Origin of the sequence: Streptomyces mashuensis, assembly GCF_014654785.1 — a bacterium.
Lineage (GTDB): Bacteria > Actinomycetota > Actinomycetes > Streptomycetales > Streptomycetaceae > Streptomyces > Streptomyces mashuensis.
In genome coordinates this window covers 778,633-795,949 of the sequence record NZ_BNBD01000002.1, presented here as the reverse complement: position 1 = coordinate 795,949, position 17,317 = coordinate 778,633, and the positions used below count along the sequence as shown (strand labels likewise).

Here is a 17,317-nt window from a genome sequence, read left to right as displayed (position 1 = left end):
GCTCCACCTTGCCCGTGGGGGAGGGGGCGGGGCGATGGTGGCAGTACGGGGATCGGGGGTTCGGTTTTCCCCACCCCTGGGCGGGGGTGGGCCCGCGCACGACAATCACCGTCATGGGAAAGACGTACGATCGCATCGACGGCAGGCTCCGCGCGTTCATCGAGGCCCAGCCCGTCTTCTTCACCGCCACGGCCCCGCTGGCGGACGACGGCACGATCAACCTCTCGCCGAAGGGCGTCACGGGTTCGTTCGCGGTCCTCGACGAACGGACGGTCGCGTACCTGGACTTCGCCGGCAGCAACGCCGAAACGATTGCCCACCTGCGGGAGAACCGCCGCATCACGCTGATGTGGTGCGCATTCCAGGGCCCGCCGAACATCGTCCGCATCCACGGCCACGGCGAACCGGTCTTCCGCGACGACCCCCGCTTCGAGGACCTGCTGACCCGTTTCCCGCACACCGACCCGGAGGCTCACGGCCTGCGGGCGGTCATCGTGGTCACGGCGACCCTGATCCGCGACACGTGCGGCTACGGGGTGCCGTTCATGACGTACGACGAGGACCGCGACCTGCACCGCCGCCGCTTCGAGCGGGAGGACGAGGCATCCCTGTCACGCTACTTCGAGCAGAAGCCCCACATAGCGGAAAGCATCGACGGCCTCCCGGGCCTGCCGCTGCCGCTGGCGCGGCGGCGCGGGAGCGCGACGGGCTGACACGCGCGCATCAGTCGCGCAGGGTGCGGAGAAAGACGGCCCAGGCCCGCGGCGGGACGGCGAGGGCGCCGCGAGCGGGGGCTTTGCTGTCGCGGACGGCGACCGGATCGCCCCGGCCGACGCGGAACTCGACGCACTCCCCGCACCCGTCACCGCTGTAGGAGGACTTGCGCCACTCAGGTCCGGGCCGGTGCTGATGCGTCATCACGGGGCCGCTCCTTCTCTATCCGTCGCGTAGGGTGCGGAGAAGGGCGGTCCAGGCGGCCGGGGGGACGGCGAGGGTGCCGCGGGCGGGGGCCTTGCTGTCGCGGACGGCGACCCAGGAGTTCCGCGTCATCCGGCATTCCACGCACTGGCCGTGCGTGTCGCCGCTGTACGAGGACCTGTGCCAGCTCTGCCCTGCACGTATCACGGAGGAGCGCCCTTCTTACGTCCGTTCGAGCTCGTCGGCGATCGACGAGATCAGCTCGGCGGACTGCTGCGCGGACAGCGCGCACGCACGCAGGCCGTCGAGCACCTTCCGGTACTTCTCGACCGTCGCATCCTCCTGCAAGTACAAGGCTCCGTCGAGGTATTCCACCTGCACCACGTCGAGGTCGAGGTGGTCCGGGTAGGAGTAGACGACGAACGATCCGCCGGTCGGCGGGCACGTCTGCTGCGTGAAGGGAATGACCTGGATCGTCATGTCCGGCGGGTTGCTCAGCTCGACGAGGCGCCGCAACTGCCGTGCCGCCGCCCGCGGTCCGCCGATCTGCTGCCGCAGAATGCCTTCGGGCAGCAGGCAGAGGTATTGCGGCGGGTTCGCCCGCCGGAAGATGTCCTGCCGGTCCATCCGCAGGTCGACGCAGAACTCGACCTGATCCGCCGGCGTGAAGTCGAAGCTGGAGATGACCGCCGTGGCGTACTCGCGCGTCTGCAACAGGCCCGGTACGACCTGGGCCTGGTAGGCGCAGATCCTCGCGGCGTCCGACTCCAGCGTCAGCAGTTCCTTGAACGTCGGGCCGAGCGCGTCGCTGCGCTGCCGCCACCAGCTCCGCTTACGTCCCTCCGAGGCCAGGGCGATCAGCCACTCGCGCGTCTTGTCGTCCGTGACGTTGTAGAGGCCGAGCAGCGCTTCGAGTTCGAGCCGGCTGATCAGATGGCGGCCGGTCTCCTGCCGGCTGATCTTCGTGCGGTCGCCGTGAATGGCCTTCGCCGCCTCCTCGGCAGACACCCGCGCGGCCTCGCGCAGTGCCTTGAGTTCCGCGCCCAGCCGCTGCCGGCGGGCGGTCCGGAGTGCGGACTGTCCCATCGCATCCTCCCCTGATGTCGGTGCCGCTCAGTCTGTCGGTGGGCCGCCGCAGTGCCGCGGAGCGATCGAACCTTTCACCCTCATGGGTGAGATCTGCACTGTGGAGCCCGAACCGGTTGCGAGCGTCCCTTCGAGGGGTGCATCGTAAGGCTGTGGCTACGCAGAGTAGTCGTCGTCGGCAGGGGGAAAGGGGCGGAGCCATGTCGTACCGGCAGGGCGCATACGTGATCGACACGCGGGAGAACCGGCTCGCGCAAGTGGTCGGCGGCACGGACGCGCGCGTCCAAGTGCGGAGGCCGGGCGGCGGTGGCCGTCCGTGGGAGGTGCCGTTCACGGCGTTGAGGCTGGCGACGCGCGCGGAGCGGGAGGCCGCGGGGTTGCGGGCGAGCGCGGCGCGGCCGCCGCTGTCGCCTGTGGGGTGCAAGGAGTGCGCGGAGCTGGAGGCCGCACGGCGGCAGGCCGTGCTGGGACGCGACAAGGAAGAGATCACGGACGCGACCGTGGCGATCCGGAGCCACTTCCGGAACGCGCACATCCTGCCGAGGAGGGACGTCTGATGGCGACGGCGACGTACAACACCTGCACGCACGCGTCGGGCTGGACTCACCACGCCGGGGAGGCGCGGTGCGACGCGTGCGGCGTGCGGCGGTTCACGGAGTACCGGGCGGTACGCCCCTCGGGGCTGCCGGTGGTGGTCACGCAGAGCCTGGAGGAGGCGCACGCGGCGGACAGGGCCGCGGCAACGTGGATCGCGCAGATGCTGTGCGACGAGGGCGCCGACTGGGTGCGGCCGGGGAAACCGGGGATCTGGCGGAGAAGGAGGGCGACGGCGGCGGCGCGCTGGGCGGCCGGACGGGCCGGTCCTCAGACGGCGGCGAGGGGCTCGGCCTCGTAGGCGCGGCGGAGGAGGCCGACGAAGGAGGCGGCGGCCGGCAGCGGCGCGGAGCCGATGCGGTGCACCGGGACGCCCGGGGTCCAGGAGTTCATGACGACGGCGCCGGCCAGCCCCGGCAGGTCGTCGGGGGTGACGTCCCGGACGTCCTGGGGGACGCCGAGGCGGTCGAGTTGGCGGCGGACGATGCTCATCGTCGTGCCGGTGAGGACGTCGGCCGCGGGCCACACCACCGTGGTGCCGTCCCAGAAGGCCAGGTTCCAGATGGTGCCTTCGCTCAGCCGGCCCCGGCGGTCCAGGAACGCGGCGTCGTCGTAGCCGTCGCGGGCGGCCTGGCGGAGGAAGTACGTCTTGGCCACTTCGCCGACGTGCTTCACGGCGGGGAGTACCCGCTCGTACGGGACGGTGGCCAGGGCCAGCGGGCCGGAGGGCCCGTCGGCGGGCAGGCCGGTGCGGACCAGCAGATCGGGCTCCGTACCGGCGTCGGCGGCGGTGAACTCGCCGGGCCGTGAGTACACCGTGGCGGTCAGGGAGAGGTCGGCCGGCCCCGCCTCGATCGCCGTGCGGAGGAAGGAGCGCACGCGCTCGTCGGGCAGGGCCCGCCCGAACAGCTCCACCGAGGCGGACCGCAGCCGCTCCAGATGGAGGTCGAGGCCCCGGACACGGCCACCGCGCACCTGGAGGGCGGTGAAGTGGGCGTAGCCGGCGAAGGCGAGGGGAGCGAGGTCGTCGGTGGTGGCCGGCCGGCCGTTGCGGTGGACGACGAAGGAGGGCATGCGTCACTCCAGCGGTACGGGAGGAAGGGGGGAAGGAGGAAGGGGGGGAATGACCGGTCGGGGGACGACGTTAGAGGTTCACACGGTGGCAAGGTCAACGCGGAGGCGGAGCAGGGGCGGATGCTGATCGGGGAGTTGTCCCGGCGCACGGGGGTCAGTGCACGGCTGCTGCGCTACTACGAGGAGCAGGGCCTGCTCGAAGCGGAGCGCGGCACGAACGGTTACCGCTACTACGGCGAGGAAGCCGTGGTGACGGTCAGTCAGATACGTGCGTTGCTGGCGGCGGGCCTGAGCACGGAGGTCATCCGCTCGGTACTGCCCTGCTTCAGGGACGAGGGTTTCGAGTGGTGCCCGGACCTCCGCGCCACACTGGACCGCGAGCTGCAAGAGCTGGACGCACGCATGGCGGAGCTCCGCCGCAGCCGCGACACCCTGGCGGACCTGCTGGCCGGGGGCACCGCAGCAGAGCAGCCGGCCTAGCCGGGGGAGGTCACTCGCCCCGGTGTCCCCAGCCGAGGACGTTCTGCTCGGGCGGGGGCTTGTAGACCTCGCCCCTCGCCTGCTCACGGTCGTTCTTGGCCTTCGCTTCCTGCTCCTGCTGCTCGCGGTCGCGGTCGGCGGCGGCCCCGGTGCCGGGCCCCGCCTCCGCCCCCGTCTCCTTGTGCCTTCTCTTCAGCAGCCCGGACATGGCCGGTCCCACCTCTCGTGCTCCGGCCCCCCACCTTCAGGTTCACACGCGCACACGCCGCGTGCACGCCCCGAGTGGAATGCCGGGGAGGTGCGCGGGAGCCTGGAGGCATGGGGTCGCGCCGGCGTTCAGCTCCCTGGCTCTACGTGCTGGGGCAGTGCGTGCCGTTCGCGCTTGCGCTGCTGGTGATCGCCATCGAGCTCTCGCCCGCACACTTCCTGTACACCGGGCCGCTCCTGACGGCGACGCCCGCGCTGGCGGCGGTGACGATGGGGCCGCGGGGCACGCTGGCGGCGATCGCCGTCGCCGTGGCGGTCAGCGTGACCACCGCGACGTACAACGACGCCTGGGGAACCCAGCAGGTCTACACCAACCTGCTGGCGCTCCTCCTCGTCTCCGCGGCGGGCCTCGCCGCGAGCAGTGCCGCGCGGACCCGCAGGCAGGGCGAGCTGGACCAGGTGCGCCGGATCGCCGAGGCGGCGCAGGAGGTCATCCTGCGGCCCGTCCCCGAACGACTGGGCCCCCTCCGGGCCGCCGGCAGATACCTGGCGGCCGAGGAGGGCGCGCAGATCGGCGGCGACCTCTACGAGGTCCTCCAGACCCGGTACGGCGTGCGGATGATCGTGGGGGACGTCCGGGGCAAGGGGTTGCCGGCCGTACGCTCGGCCGCCGCGGTCCTCGGCGCCTTCCGCGAGGCCGCGCAGTACGAGGACGACCTGGCCGGGGTGATGAACCACTGCACGGCGGCCCTGCACCGGGAGGCCGCCGTACCGGGCGCATACGACCAGGCGGTCCTGCTGGAGGGGTTCGTCACCGCGCTCGTGGCCCAGGTGTCGGACGCCCTCACGGTCGAGCTGGTCAACCGTGGTCACCCGCCCCCGCTCCTGCTGAGCCGGGGCACGGTCCGGGCCCTGGTTCCCGCCGACCCCCTGCCGCCCCTGTGGATGGAGGATTTCGCCGCAGGTCCGCTCTCCGGGACCGAGAGCCATCCGCTCGCCCCCGGTGACCTGCTGTTGCTGTACACCGACGGGCTGATGGAGGCCCGGAGCCGCGACGGCACGTTCTTCCCGCTGGCCGAGGCCGCGGAGAAAGCCGTCGCCGGCCGGGAGACCGGGGCAGAGGGGTGCTCCGTCAGCCCGCGGGACGTCCTGGAGGTCCTGCACCGGGCGTTGCTGCGGCACACGGGGGGCCGCCTGGCGGACGACGCGGCGATGCTCCTCGTCGAACGGGCCGGCGCGTGAACCGGCTAGCCCGCCGCTTCAAGCTCGAGTTTCCAGCTGCAAGCTTCCAGCGTCAGGGCGCCTGACGCCGCGGCGCGTCCCGTCACCCCCGGCGTGAGCGGCGCCGTGCGGACCAGGCCCCGGCGACGAGCAGCGAGACGGCGACGAGCACCAGCAGGCAGGTGCCCCAGAAGCCGCCGGCCAGCCGGACGTCGGCCCAGACGACCGCCACCGTGGCCAGGAACGGCGTCAGCATGAGGACGACGAGCCGCAGCACGGTGGCGAGGCCGGCCGTCGTGGGCAGGTGGACCGGCCGGTGCCGGTGCCGTACCAGGTCCCCGGCCCGGCCCGGCGTGTAGTACGCCACCGCTTTCGCCGCGAGCCGCAGGGTGTTCTTCCGGTAGATCGCCGCGAGGGCCGGCACCCAGATCAGCGGCAGCACCATGCCGACAAGGAATAGCGCCCCGATCCACGTCCAGGACAGCACCTGCTGGGCCCGGCTCTGCCGCTCGCCTCCGCCGACGAGGCCGAGGATCGCCGCCATCCTGACGAGCAGCGACCAGCGGGTCCGCCGGGGCACCTTGCCGTGGCCTCCGTGCGGGTGGCGTTCGACGTGCGTGAGGGCCCGGGCGGCCGCCTCGGGGGAGGGGTGGACGTTCTGGAGGACCAGCAGGTCGGCGACGCGTGCCTCGTCGCAGGGGTCGCGGCCGGCCAGCGCGGCCACTTCCAGCACCATCTGCGCCTGGCTGAGCAGAGCCGCCACGAAACTCACGGGCATGAGGACCACGAACGGCCCGCCCAGGGCCGCGCCGTCGACGATCGTCAGGCGTGTGCCGTGGGTGACGGTGGCACGGACGAGTGCGCCGTCGTCGGCGGACGGTTCGCGCTGCTTCCGGCGGGCCACGGCCGCGGCGGCCCGGGGCCCGAACCGCCGTACGGCGAAGAAGGCCAGCTGCTCGGGCATGTGCTGGGGGTCGGCCCAGATCATCGGCAGCAGTGCCTGGGCCTCGACCGTCGTCGACGCCTCCGGGCGGTCCGGCCGTGCGCCGTCGGCGGCCGGTCCGTCACGTCCCTCACGTCCGTCACGTTCCATCCGGGCCTGCTCTTCCCGACCGCCGACCGCCGACCGCCGTCCCGGCGGGCTTCCAGGGACGCCGCGACCGCGACCGGCGGCCCCCCTTGACCGTCCCCGGTGCGGGCCGTGCCCTCACCCGCCTCACCCGCACGGAGGACCACGGTGACTCCTCCGGACGAGCGCGGGGGGTGCCCGGCGGTCACCATGGTCGGGGGAGCCGCAAGGACCTGCGAGGTGCCATGGGACGTGCTGCCGCGACACCCGGCCGGGCGGCCCGGGCGCGCCGGCGCTGGAGCGCGCGTCTCGCGATCGGCGCGGCCGTGGGCGGGACGGTCCTCCTGCTGTCCGTGGCGGGTGTGGGGAGCCTGGCGCTGGCGGCCGTGGGCCTTGCGGGGCTGTCCGTCGCGGCGGCGGCCGGCTGGTGGGCGCTGACGCGCCGGGGCGTGCTGCGGGTCGCGGCCATGGTGCTGGCCGTGGCCGCGCCGCTGGCCGTCGTCGCGTCGTACGTCCTGGCGCGGCTGCTCTGGGTTGTTCTCGCCTCCTCGGCGCTGTGGGCGCTGGCCGCCGTGACGGGCCGGGCCGCCCTGCGCTCCGGCGGCCCTCGGACGCAGGCGGCCGGGGGACGTCCGCCGCGGCCGTGCACGCGCCCCTTCCTCCTGATGAACCCGCGGTCGGGCGGTGGCAAGGTGGGGCGTTTCCGGCTCAGGGAGCGGGCGGAGGCGCTGGGCGCGGAGGTCGTCCTGCTCGACCCCGCCCACCCGCAGGACGTGGCCGCGCTCGCCCGTGACGCCCTGGCCCGGGGAGCGGACCTGCTCGGTGTGGCGGGCGGCGACGGGACGCAGGCGCTGGTCGCGGAGGTGGCCGCGGAGGGTGACGTCCCGTTCGTGGTGATCCCCGCCGGGACGCGCAACCACTTCGCCCTCGACCTCGGGCTGGACCGGGACGATCCGGCGCGGAGCCTGGAGGCGTTCACCGACGGGGTGGAGTTCCGGGTGGACCTCGGCTTCGCGGGAGGGCGCGTCTTCGTCAACAACGCCTCCTTCGGGGCGTACGCGGAGGTCGTGCAGAGCCCCGCGTACCGGGACGACAAGGCGGGCACCGTGCTGCGGCTGCTGCCCGACGTGCTCACCCACCGGCAGGGCCCCCGGCTGAGGGTCACCGCGCTCGGGGCCACCGCGGGAGAGGGCTCGGGGGACGTGTCGGGGGAGGTCTCGGTGGACGGTCCGCAGGCCGTGCTGGTCAGCAACAACCCGTACCGGGTGGGCGACCGTGCCGGGCTGGGCCGGCGGGACCGGCTCGACGGGGGTGTGCTGGGCCTGGTCGGTATCACGGTCGACAACGCGGTGCAGGCGGCCGAGCTGCTGCGCGGCCCGCACGCCCCCGGCCTGGTGTCCCTGACCGCCGGCGAGGTCGTCGTCGACGCCGACCGGCCCGAGGTGCGGGCCGGTATCGACGGTGAGGCGCTGGTCCTGCCCACCCCGGTGCGCTGCGTGGTGCGGCCCGGCGCGTTGCGGGTGCGGGTGCCCCGGAGCCGCCCGGGGGTGCCGCCGCCCCGGCCGCGCCTGGAATGGCGACACCTGTGGGGCCTCGCCTTCGGCCGGGCCCGCGACTGACGGCCTGTCCGTCGGCCTGTCCGTCGGCCTGACCGTGGCGACCTGGCCGTAGCGGCCTATCCGCCGGCCTGTCCGTCGTCGCCCGCCCGGCGCCCGAGGGCGGACTGGACCGCGCCGACGACGACGTGGGCGGCGACGGCCAGGAGCAGGATGTCGCCCGTCATCTGCACCATGGTGATGATCCGCGCGTGTTCGGTGCGGGGGGTGATGTCGCCGAAGCCGACGGTGCTGAACACGGTGAGGGTGAAGTACAGGGCGTCGGTGCGGCCGAGCCGTTCGGAGAAGTCGCCCTCGCCGGCGCGGTCCAGAAGGTGGTACGTGGTCGCGAAGAGCAGCAGGAACAGCGGAACCGTGGTGGCCAGGGCCTCGACGGCACGCAGCCGCGGCCGGGGCGAGTGGAGGATGGAGCGGATCTGCCAGGTGAACAGCGCGGCGACGGCGCACAGCCCCAGCACGAGGCCGGCCCCCGTCCCCGGCGTGAACCCCCGGTCCATGGGGAGCAGGTAGTAGGCCAGGACGAGACCGGTCGCGGTGGCGAGGGGACGCAGGAGCTCCCTCATGCGCCGGCCTTCCGTGCGGGGCGGCGGGCCGGGAGGTGGCGGGTGAAGGGGAAGGCGGCGAGGGTGACGGCGCCGGCGGCCAGGACCGCGGCTCTGAGGGCGTCGAGCTGCGCGGTGGCGTACGAGTCCACGATCGCGTCCACTTCGGACGGCGGCAGCGCGGCGCGCTCGGCGCCGGCCCGTACCTGGTCGGTGCCGACGAAGCTGACCCCCGCCTCCATGGCGATGCCGGCCTGGTGCCGTGCCGCGTCGGAGACCTTCGGGTTCTTCTCGATCTGTGTGGTGAAGGCGCTGACCAGGGCGCCGATCAGCAGGGAGCCGATGAGGGCGGTGCCCAGGGAGGAGCCGAGGTTCTGTGCGGTGTACTGGAGGCCGCCGGTCTCGCTGCGCTCCTGTTCCCCGACGCTGGACTGCACGACGTTGCCCAGCTGGGAGGCGAGCAGCCCCATGCCCAGGCCGAGGACCGCCATCGCGAGCCCGAAGGAGAGGTTGTCGAGACGGGGCTTGATGGTGGCCAGCAGCCACAGTGACGCGGCGAAGAGCACGAGCAGGCCGCATCGCACCACCGTGCGGGGCGCGGCGACGCGGGCGAGCAGTGGCCCGGTCATGGCGGACACCAGCATGGTCACGGACACGGGCAGCAGCCGCAGCCCGGTCTGGAACGCGTTCAGTCCCTGCACCACCTGCAGGTAAAGGGGGATGACGAAGAACAGGCCGAGCAGCACGAGGTTCTGGCAGAGCAACATGGTGAGCCCGGACTTCAGGGGCGGGATGCGCAGGAGTGACAGGCGTACCAGCGGCTGCCGGCCGTGCGCCTCCCGCCGTCTCTCCCATGCGCCGAACAGCCACAGCAGGATGCCGCCGGCCGCGACGAGGAACAGGGCCGGGGAGAAGCCGAGGACGGTGAAGGGCGGGTTGCGGGGCTTGAGCCAGCCCCAGGAGCTGCTCTGCAGCACGCCCAGGACGACGGCGGCCAGGCCGGCCGCGGACAGGACGACGCCCACCCGGTCCAGCGCGGTGCGGGACTCCGCGGGGACGTCCGGGATCCACCGGACGACGCACAGCATGGCGACGACCAGGACGACCTCGCCCGCGAACACCAGCCGCCACGTCAGATACGTCGTCACCCAGCCGCCGAGCAGCGGCCCCACGGCGATGCCCGCGCCGGCCAGTCCTCCGATGACTCCGTAGGCGACGGACCGGTCGCGGTCGCGGTAGGCGCCGGCGACGAGCGCCGCGAGAGCCGGGAGGACGAGGGTGGCGCCGAGGCCCTCGACGACCGACCAGCCGAGCGCCAGCACCCACAAGGACGGGGCCAGGGACGTGACGGCGGAGCCGATGCCGTACACCACGAGGCCGGCGGCGAAGGTCCGGCGGCGCCCGAAGGCGTCGCCGAGCTTCCCGCCGGTGATCATGAAGGCGGCCATGACGAGGGTGTAGAGCGTGATGACGGCCTGGATGGCGGTGACCTCGGTGTCGAAGTCCTCGACCAGTCTGCTGATCGACACGTTCATCACGGACGTGTCCAGGACCATCAGGAACTGGGCCGTCCCCAGGACGAGCAAGGGCCGCCATCGCTTCATCTGATGTCTCCCAGGAGTGCCGGCAGCCCCTTGTCCGCACCCTAGAACGCCGCCGTCCCCGGCCCGTGCTGTGCGCGGCGGTGTGTCGCACGGCTCCCGGCGGCGCTCCGGGGACGGGCCGGAGCCCCGCCATGCGATCACGGCGAAACGGTGGTGACCCTGGAGACAGGAGTGGTCCACCCCGGCTGTCAGGCTCTCCCGCTGTCCGGGAAGGAAACAGCCCCATGAGCACGTCCGGCGTGCCGGGCCCCCACGAGCCCGCCCCCCCCCGCCCGCCGGCGTCCCCCTGAGCCCCGGCGAGCGTGACGACTACGAACGGCTCCGCCGCCACGAGACCATGCACCACCGGCGCCTGCGCTACGCGGTGACGTCCGTGCTCCTGGTGCTCGCGTTCGTCCTCTCACCGCTCGCGGTGGTGGCGACGTGGGCGCACAGCCAGGTCTCGGACACCGACCGCTACGTGCAGACCGTCGCCCCCCTCGCCAAGGACCCGTCGGTGCAGAAGACCGTGTCCGACCGGCTCACCACGAGGGTGGTCGACAACGTCGACGTCAACGGCATCACCGACGCGCTCAGCAATGCGCTGGCCAAGGCCAACGCCCCGCCGCTGATCGTGGACAAGTCCCACCTGCTGGCCGGTCCGCTGAAGAACGCGATCACCTCGGCCGTCCACGACGTGGTGAACAAGGTCGTCACCAGTGACGAGTTCGCCCAGCTGTGGGACGGCGCCAACCGGCGGGCCCACGCCGCCGTCGTCAAGACCCTCACCGGAGAGGGCAACAGCGCCGTGCAGGCCAAGGGCGACGCCGTCGTGCTGGATCTCGGCACCGTGGTGGACAAGGTCAAGCAGAAGCTGGTCGACGAGGGCTACCAGAGGGCCGCGAACATCCCCGACGTGGACAAGTCGATCACGCTGTTCCGGACCGACAAGCTGGACAAGGCCCAGGACGCGATGCGCCTGCTCGACATCACCGGGACCTGGCTGCCCGTCACCGTCGTGGTCATCGCCGCCGTCGCCGTCTGGGCGGCGCCCTCGCACCGGATCGGGCTGATGAGCGCGGCGACCGGCATCGGCGTCATGATGCTGCTGCTCCTCGCCGGGCTCGCCGTCATGCGACGCATCTACCTGGACTCGGTGCCGCCCGACGCGCTCCCGCCCGACGCGGCCGCCTCCATCTACGACACCTTCGTGCGCTTCCTGCGCGACGGCACCCGTACGGTCCTGGTCGTCGCGGTGATCACGGCCCTGGCCGGCTGTCTCTACGGTCCGGGACGCGGCGCCCGGTTCGTCCGCTCGGCGTCCTCCCGGAGCACCGGCGCCACCGGGCGGGCCATGGCGCGCAGCGGACTGCGGACCGGTTCCACCGGCCGGTGGCTGGAGTCCCACCGCCCCTGGACCACCGGCATCGTCATCACGGCGGCGGCCCTCGTCCTGTTCTTCTGGAACCACCCCACCGTGGCGGGCGTGGCCCTGGTGCTCGGCATCACCGTCCTCGTCCTGCTGATCCTCGCGGTGCTCGCCGCGGCCTCGACCCCGACGACAAGGAAGCAGACGCCATCATGAGTTCACACGTGCTCCTGGCCTACGACTACCCGCTGCTGGGCGCCTTCTGGACGGTCCTGTGGATCGTGCTGTGGGTGTGGTGGTTCATCCCACTGACGCCGGTGTACGTGCGCGAGGGCACGGCGGAGACCGTTCCGCCGTGCCCTCGGGGCCGGGGTCCCGGGCCCGTCAGCGGGCCCGGGGGCCGGTCACCAGCTCCAGTAGCGGTGGGAGATCCAGCCGCCGGCGCCGGTGGTGACGTCGTAGACCTTGTCCCACTGGCCGTCGCCGGAGACGTCCCGGTGGGCCAGGCGGTGGTCGGAGTAGCAGAGGCCGACGACCGGGCTGGAGGTGCTGGCGGCGGCACGGATGCGGACGCCCTCGCCGGTGCAGTGGCCGTAGACGTCGTCGGCGTAGGCGGGGGCGGCCAGGGCGGCGCCGCCGAGGGTGGCGGCGACGAGCAGGCCCGCGACCGACGCGGCGCGCTTGCGGGTGCTCTTCGCCCGGATGACAGAACTCACGTGGTGCTCCTCGACGGATGGTGCTGCGCCGAACAAATGATCTTGCGCGGCGTCGAGGAACGTATCAGCGACATGATCATGACCAGTCGCCTGATACGCAGTCAGAACAGGGTGGGTACCGGCCGCGGACGGCGTCGTGACAACCGTGACGAATACCCGCAGTAACCCCACCTCAGAGATGTACCGTGCGGCCCTCCGCCGCCGAGAGCCGGGCCGCCTCCAGGACCGCCAGGGCCTCGGCCGCCTCCTCGGCCGTGACCGGGGGCCGGGCGCCGGTGCGGAGGGAGTGGGCGATGGCGGCGTAATAGGCGGGGTAGTCGCCGGGGACGGTGGGGACGGGTTCGCCGCCGCCGGTGAGGGGCGACTCGCCGGAGCCGAGGCGGCCCCAGGAGCCGGGCGGTTCCTCGCCCCACGGGTGGGGGCCGTCGGGGCGCAGGCCCTCGCGCAGGGCGGCCTCCTGCGGGTCGAGGCCGTACTTCACGTACCCGGCGGTGGTGCCCAGGACGCGGAAGCGGGGCCCGAGCTGGGCGGCCGTGGCGCTCATCCACAGGTGGGAGCGGACGCCGGAGGCGTGGGTGAGGGCGATGAACGTGTCGTCGTCGGCCTCCGCGCCCGGCCGGCGCACGTCGCTCTCGGCGTAGACGGTGGTGGCGCGGCCGAAGAGGGTCAGGGCCTGGTCGACGAGGTGGCTGCCGAGGTCGTAGAGGATGCCGCCGATCTCGGCGGGGTCGCCGGACTCGCGCCAGCCGCCCTTGGGCTGCGGCCGCCAGCGTTCGAAGCGGGACTCGAAGCGCTGGACGCGGCCGAGGGCGCCGTCGGCGACGAGGCGGCGGACGGTGAGGAAGTCGTTGTCCCAGCGCCGGTTCTGGAACGCGCTGAGCAGCAGCCCCCGGCGGTCGGCGAGCGCGGCCAGGTCCCGGGCCTCGGCGGCCGTCGCGGCCAGCGGCTTGTCGACCACGACGGGCAGCCCCGCCTCCAGCGCGGCGCGCGCCAGGGGGACGTGGGTGCGGTTGGGGGAGGCGATGACGACGAGGTCCAGCTCGCCGGCCCGGTCGAGGAGGGCCTCGGCGGTGTCGGCGACCCGGACGTCCGGGTACCGGTCGCGGGCCTGGGCCTGCCGGCCGGGGTCGGACGTGACGACGGTGTCGAGGGCGAGGCCGTCGGTCGCGGCGACGAGCGGCGCGTGGAAGGCGGAGCCGGCGAGGCCGTAGCCGATCAGGCCGACACGGAAGGAAGGGGAGGCAGCCATGCGGCCCACTTTGGCAACGCTGTTGCGTAAGCGCAAGTCGTGGGGAGAATGACCGTGTGAGGAATGTGGGGAACCGGGGAGCCAACCTGTCCGCGCTGCGCGACCACAACGCCGCCGTGGTCCTCGGCCTGCTGCGCGACGCCGGCCCGGAGGGCGCGAGCCGGGCGGAGCTGGCCGCGGCCGCGGGGCTGACCCCGCAGGCGGTGAGCAAGATCAGTGCCCGGCTCAAGGAGGCCGGCCTGGCGGCCGGCGCGGGCCGGCGGGCGTCCACGGGCGGCAAACCCGCCACCGCGCTCAGCCTCGTGCCCGACGCCGCCCACGCGGTCGGGCTGCACCTCGACCGCGACACGGTGACCACCGTCCTGGCCGACCTGAGCGGCACCGTCGTCGCCGCCCGCACCGCGCCGCTGGCATTCGGCGCCGGTGCCGGGCCGGTGCTCGACACGGTGACCGCCGAGGTCCGCACGCTGCTCGCCGACGCGGGCCCGGACCCGGCCACCGTCCTCGGTGCCGGTGCCGCCGCCCCCGGCCCGCTCGACCACCGCACCGGCGTCCTGCACCGCGTCACGGGGTTCCCCGAGTGGGACGGCTTCCCGCTGCGCGACGCCCTGGGCGAGCGGCTCGCCCTGCCCGTGGCCCTGGACAAGGACACCAACGCCGCCGCCCTCGCCCTGGCCCCGCGCGGCCCCCGCGCCGGCGGCTCGTTCGCGTACCTGCACCTCGGCACGGGCCTCGGCGCCGGCCTCGTGCTCGGCGGCGCCGTGCACCGCGGCGCGCGGACGGGCGCGGGCGAGTTCGGGCACCAGGTCCTCCAGCTGGACGGGCCGCCGTGCCGCTGCGGCGACCGCGGCTGCCTGGAGGCGCTGTGCCTCGCGGCCGTCGCCGGGGGCGACACCGCGCGGGCGGCCCGCCTCCTCGGCGTCGGCGCCGCCAACCTCGTACGGCTGCTCGACATCGACCACGTGGTGCTCGGCGGCCGTACCGTCCTGGCCGCGCCCGACGCGTACGCGGCCGGCGTCCGCGCCGTGCTGCCGCCCTCCGTCCCCGTCGCCGTCACCCCCGCCGGCGACCGCACCGTCGCCACCGGCGCCGCTGAACTGGTCCTCGCCCCGCTCTTCGGCGCCTCCCCCGGCCAAAAGGACGAAGGGCTGCCGCGCGGCACTGATTAGGCTGGGGGTGTCGGGGCGGCGCACGAGCGGTGCCGTCCCGGCGTGTCCGGCCCGGCACGGGCCGTCCCGCACGGCAGGAGTCCCACGTGGCAGAACGCAAGCCGATCGAGTCCTGGCTCACCGACATGGACGGTGTCCTGATGCACGAGGGCATCCCGGTGCCCGGTGCGGACGCCTTCGTGAAGCGGCTCCGGGAGTCCGGAAAGCCCTTCCTCGTGCTCACCAACAACTCGATCTACACCGCCCGCGACCTGCACGCGCGCCTCCGGCGCATCGGCCTCGACGTCCCCGTCCCGAACATCTGGACGTCGGCCCTGGCCACCGCCCAGTTCCTGGACGACCAGCGGCCCGGCGGCACGGCGTACGTCATCGGCGAGGCCGGCCTGACCACCGCGCTGCACGACATCGGGTACGTCCTCACCGACGCCGACCCCGACTACGTGGTCCTGGGCGAGACCCGCACGTACTCGTTCGAGGCGCTCACCAAGGCCATCCGCCTCATCAACAACGGTGCCCGCTTCATCGCCACCAACCCCGACGAGACCGGGCCCTCCGCCGACGGCGCCCTGCCCGCCACCGGCTCCGTGGCCGCGCTCATCACCAAGGCCACCGGCCGCGAGCCCTACTTCGTCGGCAAGCCCAACCCGCTGATGATGCGCGCCGGGCTCAACGCCATCGGGGCCCACTCCGAGTCCAGCGCCATGATCGGCGACCGGATGGACACCGACATCCTGGCGGGCCTGGAGGCTGGCATGGAGACCTTCCTCGTCCTCACCGGCCTCACCCGTGCCGAGGAGGTCGACCTCCACCCCTTCCGTCCCTCGCGCGTCGTCGACTCGATCGCCGACCTGGTCGAGCTCGTCTGACGGCCCGCCAGGAGCGGTCCGCCCGTACGCCTCCGGTCACCCACCGGCCACACGTCCGGTGTGATCGGAACCGAAAGCACTACGTTCCCGAACCCGCCCCGGATTAGGCCGAATCGGTCGGATCGCGTCCGACGATCGCCAAATGGAGCAATACGACTTCGGAGCGGATGCGATCCGCGCCGCCGGCGGGTGAACCTCTGGATACAGGAGGTTCACCATGGCTCCACTGGCTTCAGTCCGCTCCGCCGCGGCCCTCGCCTGCGCGCTCGCCGTCGGCGGCGCGGCCCCCGCGCTCGCCGTCGACGGCCCCGCCACGTCCCGATCCGTCGAAGTCGCCCCCCTCACCAGCAAACCCGGTGCCGAGATCCGGCTGAAGGTCTCCGGCTGCTCCGGCGACCGGGCCACCGCCGCCTCCGAGGCGTTCGTCAGCGACGCCAAGCTCACCCGCGACGCCGCCGGCCAGGCCCGCCTCTCCGCCGACGCCACCGTCCGCGAGACCGTCACCCCCGGCACGTACCCGGTCAAGGTCGACTGCGACGGCTTCAACGTCGCCGCCGGGCAGCTCACCGTCGTCGACGACGACCGCGACCTCTCCGGCTACCACGCCGCCGACCGTCCCGACCGCACCGAGCACCCCGACGCCTCGCCCGTCGCCCCCGTGCCCGCGGGCGGCGGCGGCACCGCGGAGGCCGCCTCGCCCGAGGCCCCGGACACCGCCGGACTCGTCCTCGCCGGCACCACCGCCGCCATCGCCGGCGGCCTGATCTGGTACCGCCGCCGCACCAACGCCACCCAGCGCTAGCCCCCGGGCCACCCCCCCCGAGCGCCATGACCGAACCGCCATGACCGAACCCCGCGCCACCGGCGCCGGCCGCCTCCTCGCCGCGCTGGCCTGGACCGTGCTGCTGGTGCCGGCGTGGCTGTGGGGCCGGGCCCTCACCGAACAGCCCGCGGCCACCGTGTCCCCGCCCGGCGCGGCGTTCGCCGCCCGGCACCCGCACGCCGCCGCCGGCCGTCCCGGGGGCGCGCTCGCGCTGCCGCGCGCCCACACGCCGCTGCCCCGCGCCCGCCCCCGGGCCCTGGCCATCGCCTCCCTCCGGCTGCGCGCCCCCGTCGAGCCCCGCGGCCTCGACGCGTCCGGCGCCGTCGACCCACCGCCGTACGACCGGCCGGGCACCGTCGCCTGGTACCGGAACGGGCCCGCCCCCGGCAGCCCCGGCGCCGCCGTGCTCGTCGGCCACCTCGACACCCGGCACGCCCCCGCCGTCTTCCACGGCCTCGGCCGGCTCCGGCCCGGCGCCACCGTCCAGGTGGCGCGCGAGGACGGCAGCACCGCCGAGTTCACCGTCGAGGACGTCACCCTGCACACCAAGGACCATTTCGACGCCGCCAAGGTCTACGGGCCCCGCGACCGGTCCCGCGCCGAGCTCCGCCTCATCACCTGCGGCGGCCGGTACGACCCCCGGCACCGCACCTACGACGCCAACGTCGTCGTCTCCGCATACCTGACGGGCACCACCACGGCCGACGGGACAGGACGGGCCTGATGCGGTCGCCC

21 protein-coding genes are annotated in these 17,317 nt (G+C 73.8%); 11 read left to right on the top strand and 10 right to left on the bottom strand.

The window, feature by feature from the left end:
* The first annotated feature begins 113 nt into the window (after window positions 1–113).
* Entirely contained in the window at window positions 114–713 is a 600-nt protein-coding gene (locus IE305_RS08875; protein ID WP_190128872.1) for a pyridoxamine 5'-phosphate oxidase family protein, read from the top strand.
* A 10-nt stretch (window positions 714–723) separates the two neighbouring features.
* On the opposite strand, the gene IE305_RS08870 is transcribed toward IE305_RS08875, so the two are convergent.
* Genes IE305_RS08870 through IE305_RS08860 form a run of 3 tightly spaced genes read right to left on the bottom strand, consistent with a single transcriptional unit; the run spans window position 724 to window position 2,004 of the window.
* Window positions 724–918: a DUF397 domain-containing protein gene (locus tag IE305_RS08870; RefSeq protein ID WP_190128871.1), complete on the bottom strand. Its 195-nt coding sequence runs from the start codon at window positions 916–918 to the stop codon at window positions 724–726.
* 18 nt (window positions 919–936) lie between these two features.
* Window positions 937–1,125, bottom strand: coding sequence for a DUF397 domain-containing protein (locus tag IE305_RS33440; protein WP_190128870.1), 189 nt, complete (start codon window positions 1,123–1,125; stop codon window positions 937–939).
* Between the two features lie 15 nt (window positions 1,126–1,140).
* Window positions 1,141–2,004, bottom strand: a complete 864-nt coding sequence (locus tag IE305_RS08860; RefSeq protein ID WP_190128869.1) for a helix-turn-helix domain-containing protein — start codon at window positions 2,002–2,004, stop codon at window positions 1,141–1,143.
* A 200-nt stretch (window positions 2,005–2,204) separates the two neighbouring features.
* On the opposite strand from IE305_RS08860, the gene IE305_RS08855 reads away from it, so the two are divergent.
* Both IE305_RS08855 and IE305_RS08850 read left to right on the top strand, forming a co-directional pair.
* Window positions 2,205–2,561: a hypothetical protein gene (locus tag IE305_RS08855; RefSeq protein ID WP_190128868.1), complete on the top strand. Its 357-nt coding sequence runs from the start codon at window positions 2,205–2,207 to the stop codon at window positions 2,559–2,561.
* Window positions 2,561–2,899, top strand: a complete 339-nt coding sequence (locus IE305_RS08850; RefSeq protein WP_190128867.1) for a DUF6255 family natural product biosynthesis protein — start codon at window positions 2,561–2,563, stop codon at window positions 2,897–2,899. The genes IE305_RS08855 and IE305_RS08850 overlap by 1 nt, the downstream gene beginning before the upstream one ends.
* Here the strand turns inward: IE305_RS08850 and IE305_RS08845 are convergent.
* Window positions 2,869–3,672, bottom strand: a complete 804-nt coding sequence (locus IE305_RS08845; protein WP_190128866.1) for an aminotransferase class IV family protein — start codon at window positions 3,670–3,672, stop codon at window positions 2,869–2,871. The genes IE305_RS08850 and IE305_RS08845 overlap by 31 nt on opposite strands.
* 120 nt (window positions 3,673–3,792) lie before the next feature.
* Between IE305_RS08845 and IE305_RS08840 the strand changes: the two genes are divergently transcribed.
* Window positions 3,793–4,152, top strand: coding sequence for a MerR family transcriptional regulator (locus tag IE305_RS08840; protein ID WP_190128865.1), 360 nt, complete (start codon window positions 3,793–3,795; stop codon window positions 4,150–4,152).
* 10 nt (window positions 4,153–4,162) lie between these two features.
* Here the strand turns inward: IE305_RS08840 and IE305_RS08835 are convergent, their stop codons facing one another.
* Complete coding sequence (locus IE305_RS08835) at window positions 4,163–4,360, bottom strand: hypothetical protein (protein ID WP_190128864.1); 198 nt, start codon at window positions 4,358–4,360, stop codon at window positions 4,163–4,165.
* A 110-nt stretch (window positions 4,361–4,470) separates the two neighbouring features.
* Between IE305_RS08835 and IE305_RS08830 the strand changes: the two genes are divergently transcribed.
* The gene (locus tag IE305_RS08830) at window positions 4,471–5,601 is read left to right on the top strand and encodes a PP2C family protein-serine/threonine phosphatase (RefSeq protein ID WP_190128863.1); all 1,131 of its coding nucleotides are present in this window, start codon (window positions 4,471–4,473) and stop codon (window positions 5,599–5,601) included.
* A gap of 82 nt (window positions 5,602–5,683) precedes the next feature.
* On the opposite strand, the gene IE305_RS08825 is transcribed toward IE305_RS08830, so the two are convergent.
* A complete protein-coding gene (locus IE305_RS08825) occupies window positions 5,684–6,673 on the bottom strand; it encodes a hypothetical protein (RefSeq protein ID WP_190128862.1) in 990 nt (329 codons plus the stop codon).
* Window positions 6,674–6,894: 221 nt separating this feature from the next.
* Between IE305_RS08825 and IE305_RS08820 the strand changes: the two genes are divergently transcribed.
* On the top strand, window positions 6,895–8,268 hold the full coding sequence (locus IE305_RS08820) for a diacylglycerol/lipid kinase family protein (protein WP_190128861.1): 1,374 nt from the start codon (window positions 6,895–6,897) through the stop codon (window positions 8,266–8,268).
* Window positions 8,269–8,324: 56 nt separating this feature from the next.
* Here the strand turns inward: IE305_RS08820 and IE305_RS08815 are convergent, their stop codons facing one another.
* Together IE305_RS08815 and IE305_RS08810 are read right to left on the bottom strand one after the other, a co-directional pair.
* Window positions 8,325–8,828, bottom strand: a complete 504-nt coding sequence (locus IE305_RS08815) for a potassium channel family protein (protein WP_190128860.1) — start codon at window positions 8,826–8,828, stop codon at window positions 8,325–8,327.
* Window positions 8,825–10,411, bottom strand: coding sequence for an MFS transporter (locus IE305_RS08810; protein WP_190128859.1), 1,587 nt, complete (start codon window positions 10,409–10,411; stop codon window positions 8,825–8,827). Before IE305_RS08810 ends, IE305_RS08815 begins: the two co-directional genes overlap by 4 nt.
* 337 nt (window positions 10,412–10,748) lie before the next feature.
* Here IE305_RS08810 and IE305_RS08805 point away from each other — a divergent pair, with 337 nt between their 5' ends.
* Window positions 10,749–11,975 carry a hypothetical protein gene (locus tag IE305_RS08805; protein WP_308440235.1) on the top strand — a complete coding sequence of 409 codons (1,227 nt, stop codon included), beginning with the start codon at window positions 10,749–10,751 and terminating at the stop codon, window positions 11,973–11,975.
* Between the two features lie 188 nt (window positions 11,976–12,163).
* On the opposite strand, the gene IE305_RS08800 is transcribed toward IE305_RS08805, so the two are convergent.
* Complete coding sequence (locus IE305_RS08800) at window positions 12,164–12,475, bottom strand: SH3 domain-containing protein (RefSeq protein WP_190128858.1); 312 nt, start codon at window positions 12,473–12,475, stop codon at window positions 12,164–12,166.
* A 172-nt stretch (window positions 12,476–12,647) separates the two neighbouring features.
* A complete protein-coding gene (locus IE305_RS08795) occupies window positions 12,648–13,724 on the bottom strand; it encodes a Gfo/Idh/MocA family protein (protein WP_190128857.1) in 1,077 nt (358 codons plus the stop codon).
* Between the two features lie 56 nt (window positions 13,725–13,780).
* Here IE305_RS08795 and IE305_RS08790 point away from each other — a divergent pair, with 56 nt between their 5' ends.
* The 4 genes from IE305_RS08790 to IE305_RS08775 all read left to right on the top strand — a co-directional run bounded on the left by IE305_RS08790 (window position 13,781) and on the right by IE305_RS08775 (window position 17,306).
* Entirely contained in the window at window positions 13,781–14,893 is a 1,113-nt protein-coding gene (locus tag IE305_RS08790; RefSeq protein ID WP_190128856.1) for an ROK family protein, read from the top strand.
* Between the two features lie 86 nt (window positions 14,894–14,979).
* On the top strand, window positions 14,980–15,759 hold the full coding sequence (locus IE305_RS08785) for an HAD-IIA family hydrolase (protein ID WP_190128855.1): 780 nt from the start codon (window positions 14,980–14,982) through the stop codon (window positions 15,757–15,759).
* Window positions 15,760–15,976: 217 nt separating this feature from the next.
* Window positions 15,977–16,561: a hypothetical protein gene (locus tag IE305_RS08780; protein WP_190128854.1), complete on the top strand. Its 585-nt coding sequence runs from the start codon at window positions 15,977–15,979 to the stop codon at window positions 16,559–16,561.
* A gap of 40 nt (window positions 16,562–16,601) precedes the next feature.
* Window positions 16,602–17,306, top strand: coding sequence for a class F sortase (locus IE305_RS08775; protein ID WP_190128853.1), 705 nt, complete (start codon window positions 16,602–16,604; stop codon window positions 17,304–17,306).
* Window positions 17,307–17,317: the final 11 nt, after the last annotated feature.

What these genes read in the sequence shown, in the direction of transcription:
- IE305_RS08840 (WP_190128865.1), top strand. Translation starts at nt 3,793, where the DNA reads ATGCTGATCGGGGAGTTGTCCCGGCGCACGGGGGTCAGTGCACGGCTG.
- IE305_RS08775 (WP_190128853.1), top strand. Translation starts at nt 16,602, where the DNA reads ATGACCGAACCCCGCGCCACCGGCGCCGGCCGCCTCCTCGCCGCGCTG.
- IE305_RS08850 (WP_190128867.1), top strand. Translation starts at nt 2,561, where the DNA reads ATGGCGACGGCGACGTACAACACCTGCACGCACGCGTCGGGCTGGACT.
- IE305_RS08780 (WP_190128854.1), top strand. Translation starts at nt 15,977, where the DNA reads ATGGCTCCACTGGCTTCAGTCCGCTCCGCCGCGGCCCTCGCCTGCGCG.
- IE305_RS08835 (WP_190128864.1), bottom strand. Translation starts at nt 4,360, where the DNA reads ATGTCCGGGCTGCTGAAGAGAAGGCACAAGGAGACGGGGGCGGAGGCG.
- IE305_RS08860 (WP_190128869.1), bottom strand. Translation starts at nt 2,004, where the DNA reads ATGGGACAGTCCGCACTCCGGACCGCCCGCCGGCAGCGGCTGGGCGCG.
- IE305_RS08845 (WP_190128866.1), bottom strand. Translation starts at nt 3,672, where the DNA reads ATGCCCTCCTTCGTCGTCCACCGCAACGGCCGGCCGGCCACCACCGAC.
- IE305_RS08805 (WP_308440235.1), top strand. Translation starts at nt 10,749, where the DNA reads ATGCACCACCGGCGCCTGCGCTACGCGGTGACGTCCGTGCTCCTGGTG.
- IE305_RS08830 (WP_190128863.1), top strand. Translation starts at nt 4,471, where the DNA reads ATGGGGTCGCGCCGGCGTTCAGCTCCCTGGCTCTACGTGCTGGGGCAG.
- IE305_RS08820 (WP_190128861.1), top strand. Translation starts at nt 6,895, where the DNA reads ATGGGACGTGCTGCCGCGACACCCGGCCGGGCGGCCCGGGCGCGCCGG.
- IE305_RS08795 (WP_190128857.1), bottom strand. Translation starts at nt 13,724, where the DNA reads ATGGCTGCCTCCCCTTCCTTCCGTGTCGGCCTGATCGGCTACGGCCTC.
- IE305_RS08810 (WP_190128859.1), bottom strand. Translation starts at nt 10,411, where the DNA reads ATGAAGCGATGGCGGCCCTTGCTCGTCCTGGGGACGGCCCAGTTCCTG.
- IE305_RS08875 (WP_190128872.1), top strand. Translation starts at nt 114, where the DNA reads ATGGGAAAGACGTACGATCGCATCGACGGCAGGCTCCGCGCGTTCATC.
- IE305_RS08870 (WP_190128871.1), bottom strand. Translation starts at nt 918, where the DNA reads ATGACGCATCAGCACCGGCCCGGACCTGAGTGGCGCAAGTCCTCCTAC.
- IE305_RS08855 (WP_190128868.1), top strand. Translation starts at nt 2,205, where the DNA reads ATGTCGTACCGGCAGGGCGCATACGTGATCGACACGCGGGAGAACCGG.
- IE305_RS08825 (WP_190128862.1), bottom strand. Translation starts at nt 6,673, where the DNA reads ATGGAACGTGACGGACGTGAGGGACGTGACGGACCGGCCGCCGACGGC.
- IE305_RS08815 (WP_190128860.1), bottom strand. Translation starts at nt 8,828, where the DNA reads ATGAGGGAGCTCCTGCGTCCCCTCGCCACCGCGACCGGTCTCGTCCTG.